Genomic DNA, 18,174 nt, shown 5'->3' on the forward strand with positions numbered 1-18,174 from the left:
CCATAAGAAAACCCCCAGATTTGGATTGTTGTCCAAACCTGGGGGTTCACATCAAGGCGGCAATGATCGTCTCGATCACCCAATTGCCCCAATCAAACATAGACAACCTCCATTTTTAGAAAAATACTTCTATGAATATCATAGTCCATGGATTAACCTATTCATAGAAGTATTTTAAGGGGAGCGCGGGAAAATGGAAAAGCATCACCTACTGGAGTTAGGCGTTGGCGTGGGCATTGTGGCGTTAGTCGCCATTGGCACCTTTCTGCACCAACAAGCGTCCAAAGTTGATACGACCGGCAGCAGTTTGAAAGTTGCGACTAGTGGGCGGGTGGAAACCTTGAATTCGACGACTTATTCCTCATTGACGGCAAGTTCGACGATCAGTGCGACCATCGTCGGGTTATACGCGCGCGATGCCCAAGGGCAAATCGTCAGCGCCATTTCGAATGGCCAACCCGATGTGTCAGCCAATTTAAAGACTTACATTTTTCACTTGCGGCCTTATCATTGGAGCAATGGCGCTCGGGTGACCGCGCAAGATTTTGTTTATGCTTGGCAACAGCTCGCAGATCCTAAGACTCAAGCCCGCAATGCCGCACGCATCGATTTTTTGAAAAATGGTGCAGCGGTGCGTACTGGCAAGAAGCCGGTGTCCGCTTTAGGGGTGCGTGCACTTTCTAAAAAACGTTTGGAAGTGACCTTGCAACAAGCGAATCCGTATTTAGATGAGATCTTAGCCGATACCCCGATGTTGCCGATCAATCAAGCGTTTGCCCAAAAGTGGGGCAAAGATTATGGCGCCAATGCCACACGTGTCTTAGCCAACGGTCCTTATCAAATTACCGGCTGGTCTGGTGCTGACGATACCACTTGGCGTTATGTGAAAAATCCCAACTATTATCATGCCAAGCGTGTGCAAGTCAAAGCCATCGACTTTACGTCAGAAGCGGATATTACCAAAGGTGCTAAGGCGTTTGAAGCCGGTAAATTTGATTATGCCGCGCTTTCCCCACAACAAGTGCCGAGCTTCAAAGGCTCGAATCAATTGAAAACACAACGAACTACCACTGAAGCGTTTGTCTTTTTCAACACCACCACTGGCCCGACCACTAACGTCGAATTGCGGCGCGCGATCGCCCAAGCCGTTGATAAACACAACTTCACCCAAAGTCGCTTGCGTGATGGGGCGCAACCGCTCAACGGGTTAGTTCCTGCAGGCTTGACGAACATGACCAATGGCCGCGATTATCGGGCGGCCACCGGTGAGTTGCTGCCATATAATTTAAGTAAAGCCACTGCCGCGTGGAATCGTGCCAAAAAGCAAATGGGGATCAACCATTTGAATTTGACCTTGACGATTGCCGATAATGATACGGCCAATTTAGCGGCGACTTATTTAGCTGGCCAATTGGAACATAACTTACCTGGTTTGAATATCACCATTCAAAAAGTTTCCTTGGCGCGACGGGTGGTTTTGGAAACTGCAGGCAAGTTTGAGTTAGTCTTTTCCACTTGGTCACCAGCTGATTCGGATCCGTTGAACTTATTATCGTTTTATCAAACCGGCAGTCGGTTGAACATCACCGGCTACACCAATGCTAAGTTTGATGCCATGGGCAAAGCCATTGAAAAATCTGGCACTCATCCGGCTAAACGTTTGGCGTTAGTGCAACAAGCAGAACGCTACTTGATGACCCAACAAGTGCCAGCGGTGGGCTTTTTCCAAGATGGCTCGGCGTACTTATTGGATGCTGGCGTGAAGCAATTCCCGATCATGCCTAGTGGTGCGATCAATTATGAATATGTGAAAGTGCATTGAGCACACAAGCGGTTGAGACGTATTTTATCTTAGCCGTTTTTTATCAAATATCAGGCCTAAACTTTCAGAAAATGGCCTTAAGTGGTAGGCTATAAGTTAGTTTACCCGAGGGATTCGGGCATGTAAGGAGTAAATACCCATGAGTTCTAGTCCAGAAAACCAGACCCGCATCGTCCCATCGCATCACCATCATATGAATATTCGCTGGCATACGTTTGCTCAAGAAGATCGGCCGATCACCGATGCCAGTTTAAGTGAACGTGCCGCTTTGGTTGGCCGCGTGGGCTTGTTGATGCTCGCCTGTGGGACTGGGGCTTGGCGGGTGCGTGCAGCCATGGACACCATTGCCCGGAATTTAGGTTTGACTTGTGCTGCCGATGTCGGCTTGACCAGCTTGAGTTACACCTGTTTTGAACACGGTCATCATTATTCGCAAACCTTATCACTGCCAGCTAGTGGCGTGAACACGGACAAGCTGACAGCCATGGAAGACTTTGTGGATAACTTTGCCGGCAATTGTTTGACGATGACAGATAAAGAAATTCATGATCGCTTGGATGCCATTGCGTCAAAACCTGGCAACTTCTCCGCACTACAAGTCGGCTTAGCTTCAGCCTTGGCTTGTGCGGCCTTCGTGTTTCTGCTGGGTGGCGGGCCGATCGAAATGTTTTGTTGTTTCTTTGGCGCTGGGGTCGGCAACTGGTTGCGCCGGATCATGGGCGGGCACAAAATGACCGTGATTGCCTCGACTGCGGTGTCAGTGGCGGCAGCTTGTGTGGTGTACTTGATCGTTTTTCGGATTTTGAAATTGATGTTTGGCGTGGCGCAAGCACATGAAGCCGGCTATATCGGCGCGATGTTGTTTGTCATTCCTGGGTTTCCGTTCATCACTTCAGGCCTTGATATTGCCAAACAAGATATGCGTTCAGGTTTGGAACGCGGGACTTTTGCCATTATGGTGATCACGGTGGCCACGTTGACCGGCTGGGTCGTGGCGATGATCGTGCACTTACAACCGCAAAACTTCATCGAATTAGGCTTAGGCCCAATTGCTTTATGCTTGTTGCGGTTGTTGGCGTCATGGTGTGGGGTGTTCGGCTTTTCGATCATGTTTAACTCCCCAGTGAAAATGTCTGCGATCGCTGGCATCATCGGGGCGTTAGCCAATACTTTGCGCTTGGAGTTAGCCGGCTTTGGCATGCCAGCGGCGGTTGCGGCGTTCTTAGGGGCACTGCTCGCGGGATTATTGGCCAGTCCGTTGAATCGGCGTTTAGGGTATCCACGGATCTCCTTGACCGTGCCATCGATCGTGATCATGGTGCCTGGGCTTTACATGTACCGCGCGATGTTTAACTTAGGCCTGGACAGCTTAGGCGTCGGTGCCAGTTGGATGGTCAAAGCGCTGTTGATGGTCGTTGCCTTGCCACTGGGCTTGGCGGCGGCGCGGATCTTAACGGATCGTTCCTGGCGACATATCGGCTAAATCAGTTTTGAAGATCGACATCAGGTCGGTCTTTTTTTATGAATAAAATTTTAAAATGAAAACGTTAAATTGCACGCAATGTGTGTTGACAGGTTTCGACAATTTTTTTTGTATGGTACGATAAGCATACTGAACTTGGGAGAGTATGAAAATGATCAGACTTTGGGGACAACCAAAATACGCGGCAGCCACTGGGAAGCTTGCGGGATACGAATTATTTTTACGTGAGAAACAAACTGAAAACGGCGAGTGGCAACTGCCCGCTGACTTCAGTAAATTCTCGCCGAGCACGATGGCCAATTTGATCGGCGCCACGTTAAAAACCTTGCCGCAAGATTTTGAATTGGTGTCCTTTAACCTCGATCAAGAACAATTTATCGATGAAGCTTACACGACACTTTTAGTCGCGGTACAAGCGCAGTTGGATTACGCCTTGGTGATCGAGTTGACTGAACGCCGGGGCATTGGGCGCAAAACCATCCAACTCGACGATTTGATCACCGCGGCCCAACGGTTTCAAGCAGTTGGCTTGCGCGTGTGCTTAGACGATGTGGGCACGGGGGAGAATCAAACCACCTTAGTCGACGCCTTGGACCCGTATGTTAGCGAATATAAATACGCCTTGCAAAATGTGCGCGGAAAATTGTCCTTGGCAGAAGTGGCCGCGCAAGTGACGCTTTGGCGTGAGCGGGCGGCGCGACTGCATAAGCGTTTTGCTTTGGAAGGGTTTGAAGATCCTGAAGATGTGCGCTTGATCCAAGCCTTTTCACCGGATCTGGTGCAAGGGTATTACTTCGGTCGCCCACATACCTTGCCGATCGCGGCAGATTTTAAACCCATCAACTAACCGGCTGCGGCCGTTTTTTAATACCAGTGGGTGAAAGCGGTTGACGCTTTGCTTTGACAGGTCCAAACTAATGGTATTGTGGTTAAAGGGGTAGCACATTATGGAAATTGTGATCATTGGTTGTACACATGCAGGCACCGCAGCGGCGCAAGCCATTTTACAAAGTCATCCAGAACATCATGTAACCATTTTTGAGCGGCATGATGATATCAGTTTTTTGGCGTGCGGGGTGGCGCTGTATTTAGGCGGCACTGTCGATGCGTTGACCCAGCTGCATTACCAAACCCCACAAGCCTTACGGGAGCTCGGCGCGACGGTTTACTTGCACCATAATGTGTTAAAAGTTTCTGTTGCTGATCACATGGTTGTGGCCCGCGATATTCAAACGCAACAAGAGCGCACGATGCATTATGATAAGTTGATCATGGCGACTGGCGCGCGCCACAGCTTGCCGCCATTGACTGGCGCTGATGCCAAGCGCGTGTTGTTGTGCAAAGATGCCAAAGAAGCCGAAGTGGTGAAATCAAGTGCGGAAGTTGCAGTCGACATCGCCTTGATCGGTGGTGGGTATGTCGGTGTTGAACTGGCGGAAGCTTATGCCCACACTGGCCACAAGGTGACGATTTTTGAATCTGGGACGCAATTGTTGCGCAACTATTTAGATGTAGAAAATGCAACCACTGTCGCTAAACGTTTGACAGACAATGGTGTTACTGTGCATTTGAATACGCCAGTCCGTGCGTTTGTCGATGTACCAGATCACGTTGGGTTGCGCACGCGAGCTGGTGAATTTACCTTCGATTTGGCGGTGGCGACGACTGGGTTTACCCCTTCGACGACTTTAGTGGAATCACAACTGACTTGTGATCGCCATGGTGCACTGGTGGTGAATGAGTTTGGCCAAACTAGTGATCCTGATGTGTACGCGGCCGGAGATTGTCGCACGAGTTTATTCAATCCCACTGGCCAGCCGGCTTATATTCCATTAGCTTCCAGTGCATTGCGGCAAGGGGCGTTAGCCGGGATGAACGCTTGTGGTGAAGCGCGCTTGGATTATGGCACGCAAGCCACCAGTGCGATGATGTTGTTTGGGTTATGTGTCGCCAGTACCGGCTTAACGCATGCGGCGGCCAGTTGGGTGGTGGGATTACGCCCACACACCATCACTTGGCACGGGACTTGGCGGCCAGCGTTTATGCCAGAAACCAGTAAGCTCACCATTACGTTGGTGTATGACCGTTTGTCTCGCCGACTGCTTGGTGCCCAGTTGTTATCCACTCATGAAGTTGCGCAAAGTGCCAATGCCTTGTCCATTGCGATTCAAAATAATAATACGATCGACGATTTGGCGGTGGTGGATATGCTGTTTTCTCCGCACTTCAATGAGCCGAATAACTATTTGAATCAAGCCGCGAGTTTGGCAGTGGCGCATGAACGCGAAGCTGGGTTTAAGACGCCACAGTTTACGGCGCTTGGGGCTAGAGGGCGGCAATAATTTAAAAAATCGAAAATGGTGCATCTGCCGGTTAAGCAGGTGCACCATTTTTGCGTCGCGTAGACTTATTTGAGATATTCGTTCTTTTCATGATACCACGCGTCCATGTCGACAGTGATCAAGTGGACTTGTTGATTGGATTCAAGTATCCAACTTGACGAATCTTGAGGTAAGGGATAAGTAGTGCCGTCCAACATCGTGGCAATCGCATCTACTGCTTCAGTTTGCGCTTCAGATAAAGTATCGGCTTGCGTGATCATGCCAGGAATGTTGGGACTGGTTATGGTGTAGTAGTGCCCGTCGTCATTGAATTCAGATAAAATGACTGGGTAAACTAAGGCTGAACTAGGCAATAGGGCTCCTCCATGTCTTGATATTGTTTTCCTATTTTAGCAATTGCTGAAAGTTTTAACAATGACTTTGTTTGCGTCACATTGTCTACAAATTGTAACCTCTATGCAATCTGTTGGTACCGTTTTTTTCTTATAATCGCCTTATCGGAGGTGCGAGAATGACACGGGTGATCGCATTAGGGGATATTCACGGACAAATGGCGGTGTTCGACCGCCTGCATCACATTCAACAAGCGTATCCAGATGCGTTGACGGTGTTTATTGGGGATTACATCGACGGGCATGTGCAAGGTTTTGATGTCTTACAAGCGGTGCGTGCAGAAAGCTTGGCACAACCAGACCAAACTGTGGTGTTGCGCGGCAATCATGAACAGATCATGTTGGATTATTTGGCTGATCCAGAAGCTAAAACATGGCTATTTAATGGCGGCAGCGACACCATGGCGTATGCTATCGATCAAAAATTCGGGCATGCTGAAGCGGATGACCACAATCGTCAGCGTTTGTTAGCTAGTTATGCGGGCTTGTTGACTTGGGTGGATACCTTGCCGCTAGATTATGCCATTGGCAAGTTACGTTTTGTCCATGCCGGGTACGATTTATCCGTGTCTAATCCGGTGTCGTTGACCTCAGAAGAAATGAAGTTGTGGGCCCGCGAAGATTATTGGTATGGCAAACAAGATGAGGTGTTTGCGCATAACCCGATGCCAGCGACGATCATCACCGGACATACCCCGACCGGTTACATTGAAGGGCGTTATGATGGGGATGTGCATCCGGCAAAAGTCATGAACTTCACCCAGCATCCGGTTTATACGGTGCAATATCCAGGTGAATTCGCGCGATTGTTTATCGATGGCGGCAATCACGGTGGCGCGGATAATGTTTCTGGCAACATCGTGGTGTTGGATAGTGAGTCCGGTCAGTTGATCGAAAAATTTGAAGATCCAAAATAAATTGTCCTAAGCAGTTTCGCACAAGCGAAGCTGTTTTTATTTACGATAAAAGTTTTACCTTGTTTTAATCTTACCTGCCTAGCGCCGAAATCTGTGAAACTTGTGACAATGTGACCATATTCCTATGCGAAATTGTCAAATTGGGTGTACACTACCAGTTAAGTGAGTAGTTACTATCCAAATTTTGAGGTGAAAGCATGCAAGAAGAAATCCTATATGGTGGCATCGATGTTGGCTCAACAACGGTGAAATTGGTGGTGATGGATACGAACCACAACACCAAGTTCGCGCGTTACGAGCGGCACTTTTCAGATGTGAAGGCGGCAAGTAAGCGCGTGTTAGACGAGGCGATTTCAGAACTCGGCCCTAACACCCGTTTGGCTTGCACCATCACTGGGTCTGGTGGTATGGGCCTGGCCAACTTGTTGCAGCTGAAATTCGTTCAAGAAGTGATCGCCTGCACCAAAACTGTTGAAGAACTGATCCCGCAAACTGATGTGGCGATCGAACTTGGCGGCGAAGATGCGAAAATCACCTTCTTTGGCGACTCCTTGGAACAGCGCATGAACGGCTCTTGTGCTGGTGGGACTGGTGCGTTCATCGATCAAATGGCCACGTTGTTAAAAACTGACGCTGATGGCTTGAACGAATTGGCGAAAAATGCCAAAACCATGTACCCGATTGCTTCTCGTTGTGGCGTGTTTGCCAAAACTGATGTGCAGCCTTTGATCAACGATGGTGCGCACAAAGAAGATATCGCGGCGTCGATTTTCCAAGCCGTGGTCAACCAAACGATTTCTGGTTTGGCTGCCGGCCACAAAATCCGCGGCAATGTCGCTTTCTTAGGCGGTCCTTTGTACTTCATGGATCAGCTGCGGGCGCATTTTATCGACACCTTGCATCTTGAACCAGAACAAGTCATTTTCCCAGAAGATCCCCAACTCTTTGTTGCCAAAGGGGCATGTTTATATGCGACGGATCAACCCGTCACCACGCTGGTTGCCTTAGAAGACAAGCTTGAACATGGCGACGACTCTGGCATGCACCCGGCGCATTCCTTGGAACCTTTATTCAAGGATGACGATGAACTCCAAGAATTCCGCAAGCGTCACGCTGAAGCCCGCGTTGAATCCCGTGACTTAGCCAGTTACCAAGGGGTGGCGTTCTTAGGCATCGATGCCGGCTCGACCACGACTAAAGTAGCGTTGATGTCTGATGACAACAAGCTTTTATATACGTATTACGATTCCAATGATGGCGATCCGCTGGAGAAAACCAAGCAGATCTTGCGCGACATGCACGCCCATATGCCAAAAGGCGTCACCATCGGTAAAACTGCTGTCACTGGTTACGGCGAACACTTGATCAAAAACGCCTTAATGGTGGATATCGGTGAAGTCGAAACTGTCGCCCATTATCGCGCGGCGCATTATTTCCAACCAGACGTCGACTTCATCTTGGATATCGGTGGCCAAGACATGAAAGCCATGACCATCAAAAATGACGCCTTATCCACGATCAAGTTGAACGAAGCTTGTTCGAGTGGTTGCGGGTCCTTCTTGGAAACCTTCGCCACTGGCTTGAACTACGATATCAAAGATTTCGCCCAAGCCGCGCTTTTAGCTAAGCACCCATCAGACCTGGGTTCGCGTTGCACGGTGTTTATGAACTCCAAAGTTAAACAAGTGCAAAAAGAAGGCGCCAGCATCGGTGACATCGCCGCCGGGCTGTCGGTTTCCATCATTAAAAACGCCTTGTTTAAAGTCATCAAAATGCGCAAGCCTGAAGATATGGGCAAGCACATCGTCTGCCAAGGCGGGACCTTCTATAACGAAGCCGTCCTGCGCGCGTTTGAAAAAATCGCTGGCGTCGAAGTGATTCGGCCAAACATTGCTGGCTTAATGGGTGCGTACGGTGCCGCATTGATCGCTGAAGATGCCTACAACGAAGGCGACGAAACCACGTTGTTGTCTGTTGATCAATTCGACAAACTCTCCTTTACCAAAGAGTACATGCACTGTGGCGGCTGTGAAAACAACTGTGCCTTGACCATCACCGTGTTCAACGACGGCCGGCGATTTGTCACTGGCAATCGTTGTGAAAAAGGGGAAGCCCGTGGATTACGGCAACACCTGAAGAAAGAAAACGGCAAGATCAACTTAGTCGAAGAAAAGTATAAGTTGCTTTTCAGCTACAAGCCGTTGCGCAAGAAGTTGGCGACTCGCGGTGTCATCGGGATCCCGCGGGTGCTCAACATGTATGAAAACTACCCATTGTGGCAGACGTTCTTCACCAAGTTGGGCTTCCGCGCTGAACTTTCGCCTAAAGGCAACAAAGACCAATACGAAAAAGGTATGGAAACCATTCCGTCTGACACGGTTTGTTACCCAGCCAAGCAAGTGCATGGCCATATTCAAGCTTTGATCGACAAAGGCTACAAGCGCATTTTCTACCCAGCGGTGGTTTATGAAGTCGAAGAAGACAAGAATCAAGCCAACCACTTTAACTGCCCGATCGTCCAATCTTATCCTGCAGTCATTAAAAACAACGTCGATGAAATCACCCAAGGTTTAGTCGACTATCGTTCACCTTACTTGAACCTCGCTGACAAAAAGGCTTGTGCGGAATCCTTATACGACTGCTTCAAAGACCTCGGTGTCTCCAAGTCCGAAATCGTCGACGCCTTAGACGCCGGCTATGATGAACTTGAAGCCTTCAAGCTTAAGATCCGCAACCGTGGCGAAGATACGATGAAGATGTTGATGCACACCGGTGAACACGGCATCGTGTTAGCTGGCCGGCCATATCACTTGGACCCTGAAGTTAACCACGGCATTTCTCAGTTGATGACGGCTGAAGGCTTCCATGTGTTGACGGAAGATTCTATCGCCCATCTCGGGGATGTCAAAGGCTTACGCGTCGTCAACCAGTGGACTTACCATTCCCGGTTGTACGCCGCAGCCCGCATTGCTGCTAAAACCCCACAACTGGAATTTGTGCAATTGAACTCGTTTGGTTGCGGGATCGATGCGATCGATACTGATCAAATCGAAGAAATCATGAACCAATACAATCGCCTGTACACGTCGCTTAAAATCGACGAAGGTACCAACATGGGCGCCATCCGCATTCGCTTGCGCAGTTTGAAAGCCGCTGTAGCTGAACGCACCAAGCGCAAGATCATGCCTGAAAAACTCACTGAGGATCCAAAACCAGTGGGCTTCACCAAAGACATGAAGAAGAAAGGCTACACCTTACTGTTGCCAATGATGTCCCCAATTCATCAACATGGCTTAGTCGATGTCGCCTTGCAAGCATCAGGTTACAATGTAGTCAACTTACCAATGGATGATCGCAAGTCCATCGATGTCGGGCAAAAGTTCGTCAACAACGATGCTTGTTACCCAGCGATCATTTCCATCGGGCAAATGCTTGAAGCTTTGCAATCTGGCAAATACGACTTGAACAAAACTGCCGTGATGATGACGCAAACTGGTGGTGGCTGTCGCGCGACGAACTACATTCCATTGATCCGCAAAGCCTTAAAAGATGCTGGCTTCGCTCAAGTGCCAGTGGTTTCCTTGTCACTAGGGAACCAAGGGGTTGAAGAAACACCTGGGTTCACGTTCACCTTGCCATTGCTCAAGCGCGTGGCCATCGCGTTCTTGTATGGGGATTTGTTTGAGCGGGTCGTTTATCGCACGCGGCCTTATGAAACGGAACCTGGCATGATCGATAAGATGCATGACGAATGGTTGGAATTGGTTCGTCCATCGGTTGAAAAAGGCAGTTTCCGCGAATTCAAGAAGAACGTCGCCCAAATCGTCAAAGACTTTGACACGGTGCCATTAGACGAATCTATTGTTAAGCCGAAAGTCGGCGTCGTCGGTGAAATCTTAGTCAAGTACTCCCCAATTGCCAACAACAATGTGGTCCGTTTGCTTGAAAAAGAAGGCGCCCAAGCTGTTGTTCCTGATATCGTTGGGTTCATGAACTACTCCTTGTACAACCAACTGTACAAATACGATCACCTTGGCGCCAAAGCCTCAGCGAAGTATTTTGCTGAATTTGCGATGGGCTTGATCAAGTGGTGTGAACAACCAATGCAAAAGGCCTTAACGGCTTCCAAGCGTTTTGACGGGATCGAAGCGATCAAAGAAGTCGCAGACGATGCGTCTAAGATCTTGAGCCTTGGGAACCAAACTGGTGAAGGTTGGTTCTTAACTGGCGAAATGATCGAGCTGTTGAAGTCTGGGGTGCCAAACATCATCTGCATGCAGCCATTTGGTTGTTTGCCAAACCATATCGTCGGCAAAGGCATGGTCAAAGAGTTGCGTCGGCAATTCCCTGGCGCCAACATTGCCCCGATCGACTACGATCCAGGCACTTCTGTGGTCAACCAGCTTAACCGCATCCGCTTGATGCTGGCAACTGCCAACAAGCACCTCGACGAAAAAGTCGCTGTGCATGCTTAATGGTTAAGTTTTTATCATCCTGGGCCACGCGCTCAATGAAAGTGCTATATTCTAATTAAAGACAGTGTAAGGATGAATCGGTATGACAGAAGCGCTTCAAACGATTTTTGGTCAAGCGACCAAACAAGATGATAACTTATCGCCAAAACAACAAGCAGTGTTAGCAGCCAGCTTAGAGTTATTCGCGAAAAAAGGCTATGACGCCACTTCCACAGCTGACATTGCCCACCACGCTGGCGTGTCAGAAGGCACGATTTTTAAACGGTTCCGCACCAAAGAAGGACTCTTGCAAGCAATCCTCGGACCGTTTTTAAATCGAGTCATGCCACGTGCCGCTGGGGAGTTCGTGTCTGACTTAGCGGCGCAACGTTTTCCCCACTTTAAAGACTTGTTGACTTACGGGATTCAAGATCGGATCCGCTTTGTGATGGAAAACCGCGCGGAAATGAAGATCTTCATTCAAGAAATCGGCAAAAATCCAGAGCTGTTGGTGCAAATGACCAATATGCTCGCAGATTTATTGCGTGATAGCTTCAATGACATCTTCAAAGTCTACCAAGACAACGGTGAACTCGTGCGTTGGGAGTCGATGCGTATCATGCGCTATTGCACCAGCGTGATGATCGGCTACTTGATCCCCAATGTGATCATGGACGACCAACCCGTGGATTGCGAAAAAGTGACGCATGACGCGGTGGAGTTCTTATGTGCTGGGCTGACGCCTCGCAATTAGGTTTAAAGGAAAGGACATCTGAGAAGGTGTCCTTTTTTGTGTGGAAAAGCGCTTGCAAAAGTCTCAGATGGAAGATATAATTTACCTGCATGGAAGATATAAGTTACATTGAGGAGCCGATATGGAGAATCGCGTTAAAGCGTTACGCCAAGCTGCGGGCTTGACGCAACGAGAGGTCGCACAAACGGTCGGCATCACCAGACAAACTTTGAGCTTGATCGAAAAAGGCGAGTATAACCCGTCGTTGAAGTTATGTTTAGGTTTGTGTGATGCGCTGCAGTCAACATTGGATACTGTCTTTTGGGTCGCTAAGGAGGATCGCGATGAAGAAGATCACGGATGAACGGTTGAAAGTACGTAATTTGAAAAACCTGCGCATCGCCTTTCTAGTTGAGAATTTGTTTTTGTATGGGGTGTTAGGTTGGCAGTTAATTCAAGGCAAAGGGATTTCCGCGGTGTTGGATTGGGGCAATGTGCCATTTGCCGCAGTGCTGATTGCAGGAGTGACTGCAGCGGTGCTCAGCGCCAATGTCAGTGAACCGATGGCAGACAAACCGCGTATGGCAACCAAACGTTTAGTGCGCATCGGGTTGTTGGTGTGGGTGATCGCCAGCATCATTTTTTGGCTGACGATTCAAGAGCAGCCACTTGGCGTGCATTTGGCGTTGGCAGTCGGGTGCGGACTGATTATCGCGTTGGTTTGGACTGGAATCGATGCTTGGGGTAATCATTTCAGAAGCAACGATGATGAATAAATCAACGGCGGCTCAGAAAAATTCTGAGCCGCCTGTTTTTAACTATTGAATAAGTAATGATCCACCATGTCCGCAACTTTCCAGCTTTTGCGCAAACCTGAATGCGTGGCGTGCTTGCCGTAAAAGGTGTGGGTGTGATAACTCGCCAGCCGTCCGCGCAGTAAGTAGCCCAGGGATTGAGACGACGCATTGAGGACTTTGCCATCTTGATGATCGTGATGATCGCCAAACAAGTTTAAGACTTTAACGCCGCGAGGAAAGGCTTGACGATGTTTCAAAGCGAATTGATAATCTGGCGCCAGCCATGCAGGTTTGCCAGAAGGCGTCAACCAGTTGGCATGTTGACCTCGGTGTTTGCCTGGGATGCCATCGAAGTTGCCGGCAATGGCGACGTATTTTTTCAGTTGCGGGAGTTGTTTGTCTTGCCCATACTTTAATTCATAGAAGACTAAGCCGGCATTGCCGAGGCTGTGGGCGACGACATTGAATTGTCGAACGTTGTAGTTTTGTTGTAAACCCAGCAACACTGTATGTAACCAAGTAGCGATGGTATCGTAGTTGCGGGTGCGATTGTTGGCAAATACGACTTTGACTAAACGCTGTTTGGCACTGGCGCGCCAGTGACCGGCGAATTTTACCTGCCCTGAGTGGTTGACTTTGGCGGTGATCACGCTGGCGTTGGTATCCCATTGCGCGGCTTTGACTAAAGGGGTCATGGAACGTTTCGTGCCATGCGCGCCGTGGAGATACAACGTGACGGGTGGTTTCGTTTTTGAGGCGGCGTGCACCGGTTGACTGAACGCGCCAGCTAAGCCACAAAATAACAACAAGAACATCGCAAGTCGTTTCAAAATGATCCCTTCCTTCTATATAAAGTGTAGGAATTTTTTGAAATCAGCACTATCTAGGTTTCAAGAGCATTCGCTGAGATTTTCTCAGAAAAAAACCTCAGTCCGGGGGGCCAGACTGAGGCATGTCGGGAGCGGGCCGACGACGGGTATTGACGCCACACCACAAACCGCATTACAGTGCGTTTTTGTGATATTCAGTGAAGTGCGCGGCAGGTGCGGTGGTGTTAAGCAGCCTCACCTCCAGCAGTGAAGAGCTTTTTAGAAAATAGGTAGTTCAACGCGATGACGATGATTTGATCGATCAACTTCACCACCAAGGTGTTACCGTGCAACAAGGTGAGGCCGATGAATAAAATCACCGTATCAGCGCCGAGGCTAGCACCGCGCAACGCCGTAAAACCAGCGGCTTCTTTGATCACACTCCAAGCGTCTTTGGTGTTGGAATGAAACACGGCGAGTTTATTGGCGACAAACGCGAAGGTAACACTGACAGCCCACGCAATTAAGTTGGCGCCAAACCACGCCATGCCGATATGCGTCAAAATGAAGAACAAAACGACATTGATACCAGTGGTCATGCCGCCGACGATCAAATAGCGCAAGGCTTCGCCGTAACGGGTGTAAAGGGAACTGATTGGTTTTTCCATGAGATGACCTCTTCTATTTTTGCATGCACGTGAACACGAAGCTGGCGTGGGGATGTTTGACCCCGTCGATGATCAGCGGATGTTCAGCTAAGTGATAGTTGTAGGTTTTGACCACATCGACATTTTGCGCGCTATGCGTGGTGTTTTTAACTGTGATGGTGTAAGTGCCGGGCTTGAGTTGATGATGCAAGCGATAAACGGAACCCGCGTCATACATCGGATAAACATGGCCTTTGGCGTCAGTGAGCGTGGCTTCAACTGTCGATCCTGCGTGCACTTGCACGGACAAGTAGTTGGCGTGACCATGTAACGTGATGGATTCTTTCAAGGTCGTGTTCGGTTGGGTCAAGTGCGGCTTAGCATGGTATTGCACGGAAAGTTGCGAACGTTGAGCTGCGACGACTTGATGTTCAGGATACCCTTGTGCTAGCAAACTTGAACCGGCAAAACCAATGATTGCTAATCCTGCCATCAATGCCGGAATCACCGCTTGACGAGCATGGGCTTCACGTTGTGGTTGTTTGATACCCGCTAGGCTTAACCATAATAATGGCAAAACGATTTGCCCATAGCGTTCTTCAACTTCCCATAACAAGGTGTGAAAGGCAAAGATGCCAAGCGTCGTCGTAATCGCTAGCAATACCAGCAAGTCTTTGGGATCAGACCAATCGATGCGCCAAGTCCACAAGCACATGATCAAAGTCAATAGCATGGTGATCGTGGCGATTTGATAGCTGATGCGCGTCAGTTGTGACCAGAAGTCGGCGTGGTTTTGAACCCAAGCAGGGGCCGAACGAAAACCACCGTTGTACCAGTTTTTAATGCCACCGACACGTTGCAGGATGCCGAGTTTGACCACCCATAGCTTGATCAAGCCGATCGGACCGATTTTTTTCACGCGTTGAGGAATGGTTTTGAGATCATAGGCTTGAACCTTTTTTTGATTCCCGATTTTAATCGCATGGCCGACGTCCTTACCGGAATACATGCCATTGGAATGTTGATTCACACCCATGAGCATCCAGCTGGTGGTCGGCAATTGAAATTGTTGATCGGCGTGAAAGTTACTTTCTTGATAAATTAACGTTTTGGCAGGGATGCTGAGACCGAAACCTAACACAATTAGCGCTAATGGCAGTAACTTGCGCCAGTGAACGTGTTTGTGAAAAGCCATTAACGCAAGTACGATGACCAATGCTGGCAATAAAACAATCAAGTTGGGTTTGAGTAACTGGCCGATTGCGGCAATGGCAATCAAGCCAAAGCCCATAAACCAATGTGAAATGGAATTGCCATGCGGCCAAGCGTACATCAAGCCGAACAAGGCGAGTAAACTCAACATTGCCGGCAAGTCAGAGTAGAAGACTTGCAAGTAATACGTGTAAGCAAACGGCGTCAACAACATGAAGCTGGCGGCCCCGATCACTGGCGCATTGCGTTTGGCAAAGCGGCGGACCATCACCAACAATAAGGCGATGAAGCCGTCTAAGACGATCAGTGACAACAAATGGATGCTGGTGTTCGTCGACAAACCGAATAAATTGGTGAATCGCAACCACAACGACAACAAGTATGCGAGTGGCACATTATTGGGATAGCGCCAAAAATAGGTGATCGCCCAAATATTGTGCCCAGCTGCCATTTGATCGGCTTGGGATAACACGCGATAAGGATCGTGATATACCGTCACGGGCAGCCATTTGAGAATTGCCAGTTGTCCCAGTAGCATCACACCACCTGCGGCAAGTAAGCTGTGATCGACTTTGGATTTCGCAAGCGCGTCAAGTTTTGGCGCAAGGAAGTGACAAATGCTCAGTAATAGAGCTGAACCAATCAATACCACCACGCCGGTCATTAATGCTTTCTTGGTATAGAGATTGGCAATGACGCCGATGGTTAAGCAAATGGCTAAAAAGCCTGGTAAAAATTGAGGTCGGCGTAATTTAGCCATGTTCAGTCATCCTTTCAAATAGAGATTATGACGCTTGATCCATTTTGTTGCTGAAGGAGTAAGTGTTGCTAGCGCGGTCGCCGATACGAGATTGCACGGTGTAGCGCGGACGGTGCTTGACTTCGTTGGTCATTTTACCGATATATTCACCGATTACGCCAAGCGATACCATTTGCAAGCCGCCCATGAACCATAAGGAAATCATCAAACTGGACCAGCCGCGCACCGTGAGGCCGAGTAAGTGAACCGCAACGGTGTAAATCGACATCCCAGTGGCCAAGACCATGGACAACGCGCCTAAAATCAAGATCAAACGGACTGGCGCGATGGTCAAGCTAGTAATCCCATCCCAAGCAAAAGCCAACATTTTCTTCAATGGATACTTGGATTCACCCGCCATGCGTGGGGTGCGTTTATAATCCACTTCAGCACTTGGATAGCCCAGCTTTGGCACTAATCCGCGAATAAAGACATTGCGTTCTTTATATTCCAAGAAGGTGTTGACGGCGCGCTTAGACATCAAGCGAAAATCAGCGTGGTTAGGGATCAAGTTGACGCCAAGCATGCCTAAGAATTTGTAGTAGCCTTGCGCCGTGGTCCGCTTGAACCAAGTGTCGGTGTCACGATTGTTGCGCACACCGTAGACAATGTCAGCGCCAGCTAAGTGCTTGGCGACCATGTCTTCGATTTTGTCCGGGTCGTCTTGCAAATCGGCATCGATGGTGATCATGATGTCTGCGGTGTGGACGGCTTCAGTGAGGCCGGCGATCAAGGCATTTTGATGGCCGAAGTTGCGCGAGAATTTCAAACCGCGCACGCGATCGTGTTTTTGATGAAGTTGCTCAATTTCAGCCCAAGTTTTATCCTTGGAGCCGTCATCGACGATTAAAATATCAGAGGTTTGGTTGAGGACGTGCTTGGCGATCACGCGGTTTTCGATGGCTAACAAGCGTTCGATCGAGCTCGTCAACACTTCTTCTTCATTAAAAGCGGGTACCACGATAGTTAATTTTTCCATGTTAATGACTTCCTTTCAAGGATTGCGGGATCAATTGCTTCATCATATTTTCAAGTTTGAGCCGGACTGGGATCAACCAGCCCCAAAAGCCACCAGCTAACGTGGCCGATGCTAAGACGTCAGAACCGAAGTGGTCGCGTAAGTAAACGCGAGAAATCGCGACTAAGGCGATCCATAAGCTGCCGATGATCACAGCGACCAGTTGCACTTCAGGGTCATGCAAGTGTGGCAAAATGATCAACAATAGGCAGAAAACTAAAATTGCGGTGCAAAAGGTATGCCCACTGGGAAACGAGTAACCGGTATCTGCGACCAGTTGATGCGTCGGCCGAGCCCGTTGGACAATCAGTTTAAAACCTTCTGCGATCGCCGAGCCGAGAAACTGACTGAAGACGATGAATAAGCCAGTGGTTTGATTGATTTTGAAAAAGACCCAAATGCCTAAGATACATGTCAGGATAATGGCAATGAGCGGACTGCCGAGTTGGGCGATGACTTTATCAAAGGTGGTGGCCGCCGGGGTTTGTTGGCTGGTGAGTTTGAACAATGAAGCATCCAGTTGATTCAGCCAGGTCGCATGGGTCATCACGCCAAGCATTAACGTGGCAAACCCGGCTAAGCTGATGGTACCGAGCAAACGAGTGGTTCTAGTCGACATCAACGCGACCTCCTTTTTTATTGCGTAACGCCATGATGGCAGCCGGTAATAAGGAAATAATGATAATGGCGATCAGGGCGTGCGGACAAAAACCTGGACTTCGGGTATGATGTCATTATGTATTCAAAAG

Annotated in this window: 15 protein-coding genes; 9 read left to right on the plus strand and 6 right to left on the minus strand. The window is 49.0% G+C overall.

Features of this window, described 5'->3' with window-relative positions:
* The first annotated feature begins 193 nt into the window (after positions 1-193).
* The 4 genes from FD01_RS01445 (at position 194) to FD01_RS01460 (ending at position 5,647) form a co-directional block, all read left to right on the plus strand.
* Positions 194-1,822, plus strand: a complete 1,629-nt coding sequence (locus FD01_RS01445; RefSeq protein ID WP_056962356.1) for a peptide ABC transporter substrate-binding protein — start codon at positions 194-196, stop codon at positions 1,820-1,822.
* Between the two features lie 139 nt (positions 1,823-1,961).
* Positions 1,962-3,305 (plus strand): threonine/serine exporter family protein, encoded by a 1,344-nt coding sequence (locus FD01_RS01450; RefSeq protein ID WP_056962357.1) that lies wholly within the window; start codon positions 1,962-1,964, stop codon positions 3,303-3,305.
* 151 nt (positions 3,306-3,456) lie between these two features.
* Positions 3,457-4,152, plus strand: a complete 696-nt coding sequence (locus FD01_RS01455; protein ID WP_054717300.1) for an EAL domain-containing protein — start codon at positions 3,457-3,459, stop codon at positions 4,150-4,152.
* A gap of 100 nt (positions 4,153-4,252) precedes the next feature.
* Positions 4,253-5,647: an FAD-dependent oxidoreductase gene (locus FD01_RS01460; RefSeq protein WP_056962358.1), complete on the plus strand. Its 1,395-nt coding sequence runs from the start codon at positions 4,253-4,255 to the stop codon at positions 5,645-5,647.
* 65 nt (positions 5,648-5,712) lie between these two features.
* On the opposite strand, the gene FD01_RS01465 is transcribed toward FD01_RS01460, so the two are convergent.
* Positions 5,713-6,000, minus strand: coding sequence for a type II toxin-antitoxin system HicB family antitoxin (locus FD01_RS01465; protein ID WP_056962359.1), 288 nt, complete (start codon positions 5,998-6,000; stop codon positions 5,713-5,715).
* Between the two features lie 158 nt (positions 6,001-6,158).
* Between FD01_RS01465 and FD01_RS01470 the strand changes: the two genes are divergently transcribed.
* From FD01_RS01470 to FD01_RS01490, 5 genes are all read left to right on the plus strand, one after another.
* On the plus strand, positions 6,159-6,956 hold the full coding sequence (locus tag FD01_RS01470; protein WP_054717304.1) for a metallophosphoesterase: 798 nt from the start codon (positions 6,159-6,161) through the stop codon (positions 6,954-6,956).
* 197 nt (positions 6,957-7,153) lie between these two features.
* The gene (locus FD01_RS01475; protein WP_056962360.1) at positions 7,154-11,431 is read left to right on the plus strand and encodes a 2-hydroxyacyl-CoA dehydratase; all 4,278 of its coding nucleotides are present in this window, start codon (positions 7,154-7,156) and stop codon (positions 11,429-11,431) included.
* A gap of 82 nt (positions 11,432-11,513) precedes the next feature.
* Positions 11,514-12,164 carry a TetR/AcrR family transcriptional regulator gene (locus FD01_RS01480; RefSeq protein WP_056962361.1) on the plus strand — a complete coding sequence of 217 codons (651 nt, stop codon included), beginning with the start codon at positions 11,514-11,516 and terminating at the stop codon, positions 12,162-12,164.
* A gap of 121 nt (positions 12,165-12,285) precedes the next feature.
* Positions 12,286-12,507: a helix-turn-helix transcriptional regulator gene (locus FD01_RS01485; RefSeq protein WP_054717311.1), complete on the plus strand. Its 222-nt coding sequence runs from the start codon at positions 12,286-12,288 to the stop codon at positions 12,505-12,507.
* Entirely contained in the window at positions 12,488-12,919 is a 432-nt protein-coding gene (locus tag FD01_RS01490) for a hypothetical protein (protein WP_054717314.1), read from the plus strand. Before FD01_RS01485 ends, FD01_RS01490 begins: the two co-directional genes overlap by 20 nt.
* A gap of 38 nt (positions 12,920-12,957) precedes the next feature.
* On the opposite strand, the gene FD01_RS01495 is transcribed toward FD01_RS01490, so the two are convergent.
* The 5 genes from FD01_RS01495 to FD01_RS01515 all read right to left on the minus strand — a co-directional run bounded on the left by FD01_RS01495 (position 12,958) and on the right by FD01_RS01515 (position 18,044).
* A complete protein-coding gene (locus FD01_RS01495; protein ID WP_056962362.1) occupies positions 12,958-13,770 on the minus strand; it encodes an alpha/beta hydrolase in 813 nt (270 codons plus the stop codon).
* Between the two features lie 224 nt (positions 13,771-13,994).
* Entirely contained in the window at positions 13,995-14,417 is a 423-nt protein-coding gene (locus FD01_RS01500) for a GtrA family protein (RefSeq protein WP_054717325.1), read from the minus strand.
* A 13-nt stretch (positions 14,418-14,430) separates the two neighbouring features.
* Positions 14,431-16,368, minus strand: coding sequence for a hypothetical protein (locus FD01_RS01505; RefSeq protein ID WP_056962363.1), 1,938 nt, complete (start codon positions 16,366-16,368; stop codon positions 14,431-14,433).
* Between the two features lie 25 nt (positions 16,369-16,393).
* A complete protein-coding gene (locus tag FD01_RS01510; protein ID WP_054717327.1) occupies positions 16,394-17,386 on the minus strand; it encodes a glycosyltransferase family 2 protein in 993 nt (330 codons plus the stop codon).
* Position 17,387: 1 nt separating this feature from the next.
* Positions 17,388-18,044 (minus strand): phosphatase PAP2 family protein, encoded by a 657-nt coding sequence (locus FD01_RS01515; protein WP_054717331.1) that lies wholly within the window; start codon positions 18,042-18,044, stop codon positions 17,388-17,390.
* Between the last annotated feature and the right edge of the window lie 130 nt (positions 18,045-18,174).

Origin of the sequence: Lacticaseibacillus manihotivorans DSM 13343 = JCM 12514, assembly GCF_001435035.1 — a bacterium.
In the GTDB taxonomy this organism is placed as follows: domain Bacteria; phylum Bacillota; class Bacilli; order Lactobacillales; family Lactobacillaceae; genus Lacticaseibacillus; species Lacticaseibacillus manihotivorans.

Excerpts from the sequence above, each read along its gene's own strand:
- FD01_RS01445 (WP_056962356.1), top strand. The coding sequence starts at position 194 with ATGGAAAAGCATCACCTACTGGAGTTAGGCGTTGGCGTGGGCATTGTG.
- FD01_RS01500 (WP_054717325.1), bottom strand. The coding sequence starts at position 14,417 with ATGGAAAAACCAATCAGTTCCCTTTACACCCGTTACGGCGAAGCCTTG.
- FD01_RS01450 (WP_056962357.1), top strand. The coding sequence starts at position 1,962 with ATGAGTTCTAGTCCAGAAAACCAGACCCGCATCGTCCCATCGCATCAC.
- FD01_RS01490 (WP_054717314.1), top strand. The coding sequence starts at position 12,488 with ATGAAGAAGATCACGGATGAACGGTTGAAAGTACGTAATTTGAAAAAC.
- FD01_RS01485 (WP_054717311.1), top strand. The coding sequence starts at position 12,286 with ATGGAGAATCGCGTTAAAGCGTTACGCCAAGCTGCGGGCTTGACGCAA.
- FD01_RS01470 (WP_054717304.1), top strand. The coding sequence starts at position 6,159 with ATGACACGGGTGATCGCATTAGGGGATATTCACGGACAAATGGCGGTG.
- FD01_RS01515 (WP_054717331.1), bottom strand. The coding sequence starts at position 18,044 with ATGTCGACTAGAACCACTCGTTTGCTCGGTACCATCAGCTTAGCCGGG.
- FD01_RS01505 (WP_056962363.1), bottom strand. The coding sequence starts at position 16,368 with ATGGCTAAATTACGCCGACCTCAATTTTTACCAGGCTTTTTAGCCATT.
- FD01_RS01480 (WP_056962361.1), top strand. The coding sequence starts at position 11,514 with ATGACAGAAGCGCTTCAAACGATTTTTGGTCAAGCGACCAAACAAGAT.
- FD01_RS01455 (WP_054717300.1), top strand. The coding sequence starts at position 3,457 with ATGATCAGACTTTGGGGACAACCAAAATACGCGGCAGCCACTGGGAAG.
- FD01_RS01510 (WP_054717327.1), bottom strand. The coding sequence starts at position 17,386 with ATGGAAAAATTAACTATCGTGGTACCCGCTTTTAATGAAGAAGAAGTG.
- FD01_RS01460 (WP_056962358.1), top strand. The coding sequence starts at position 4,253 with ATGGAAATTGTGATCATTGGTTGTACACATGCAGGCACCGCAGCGGCG.
- FD01_RS01475 (WP_056962360.1), top strand. The coding sequence starts at position 7,154 with ATGCAAGAAGAAATCCTATATGGTGGCATCGATGTTGGCTCAACAACG.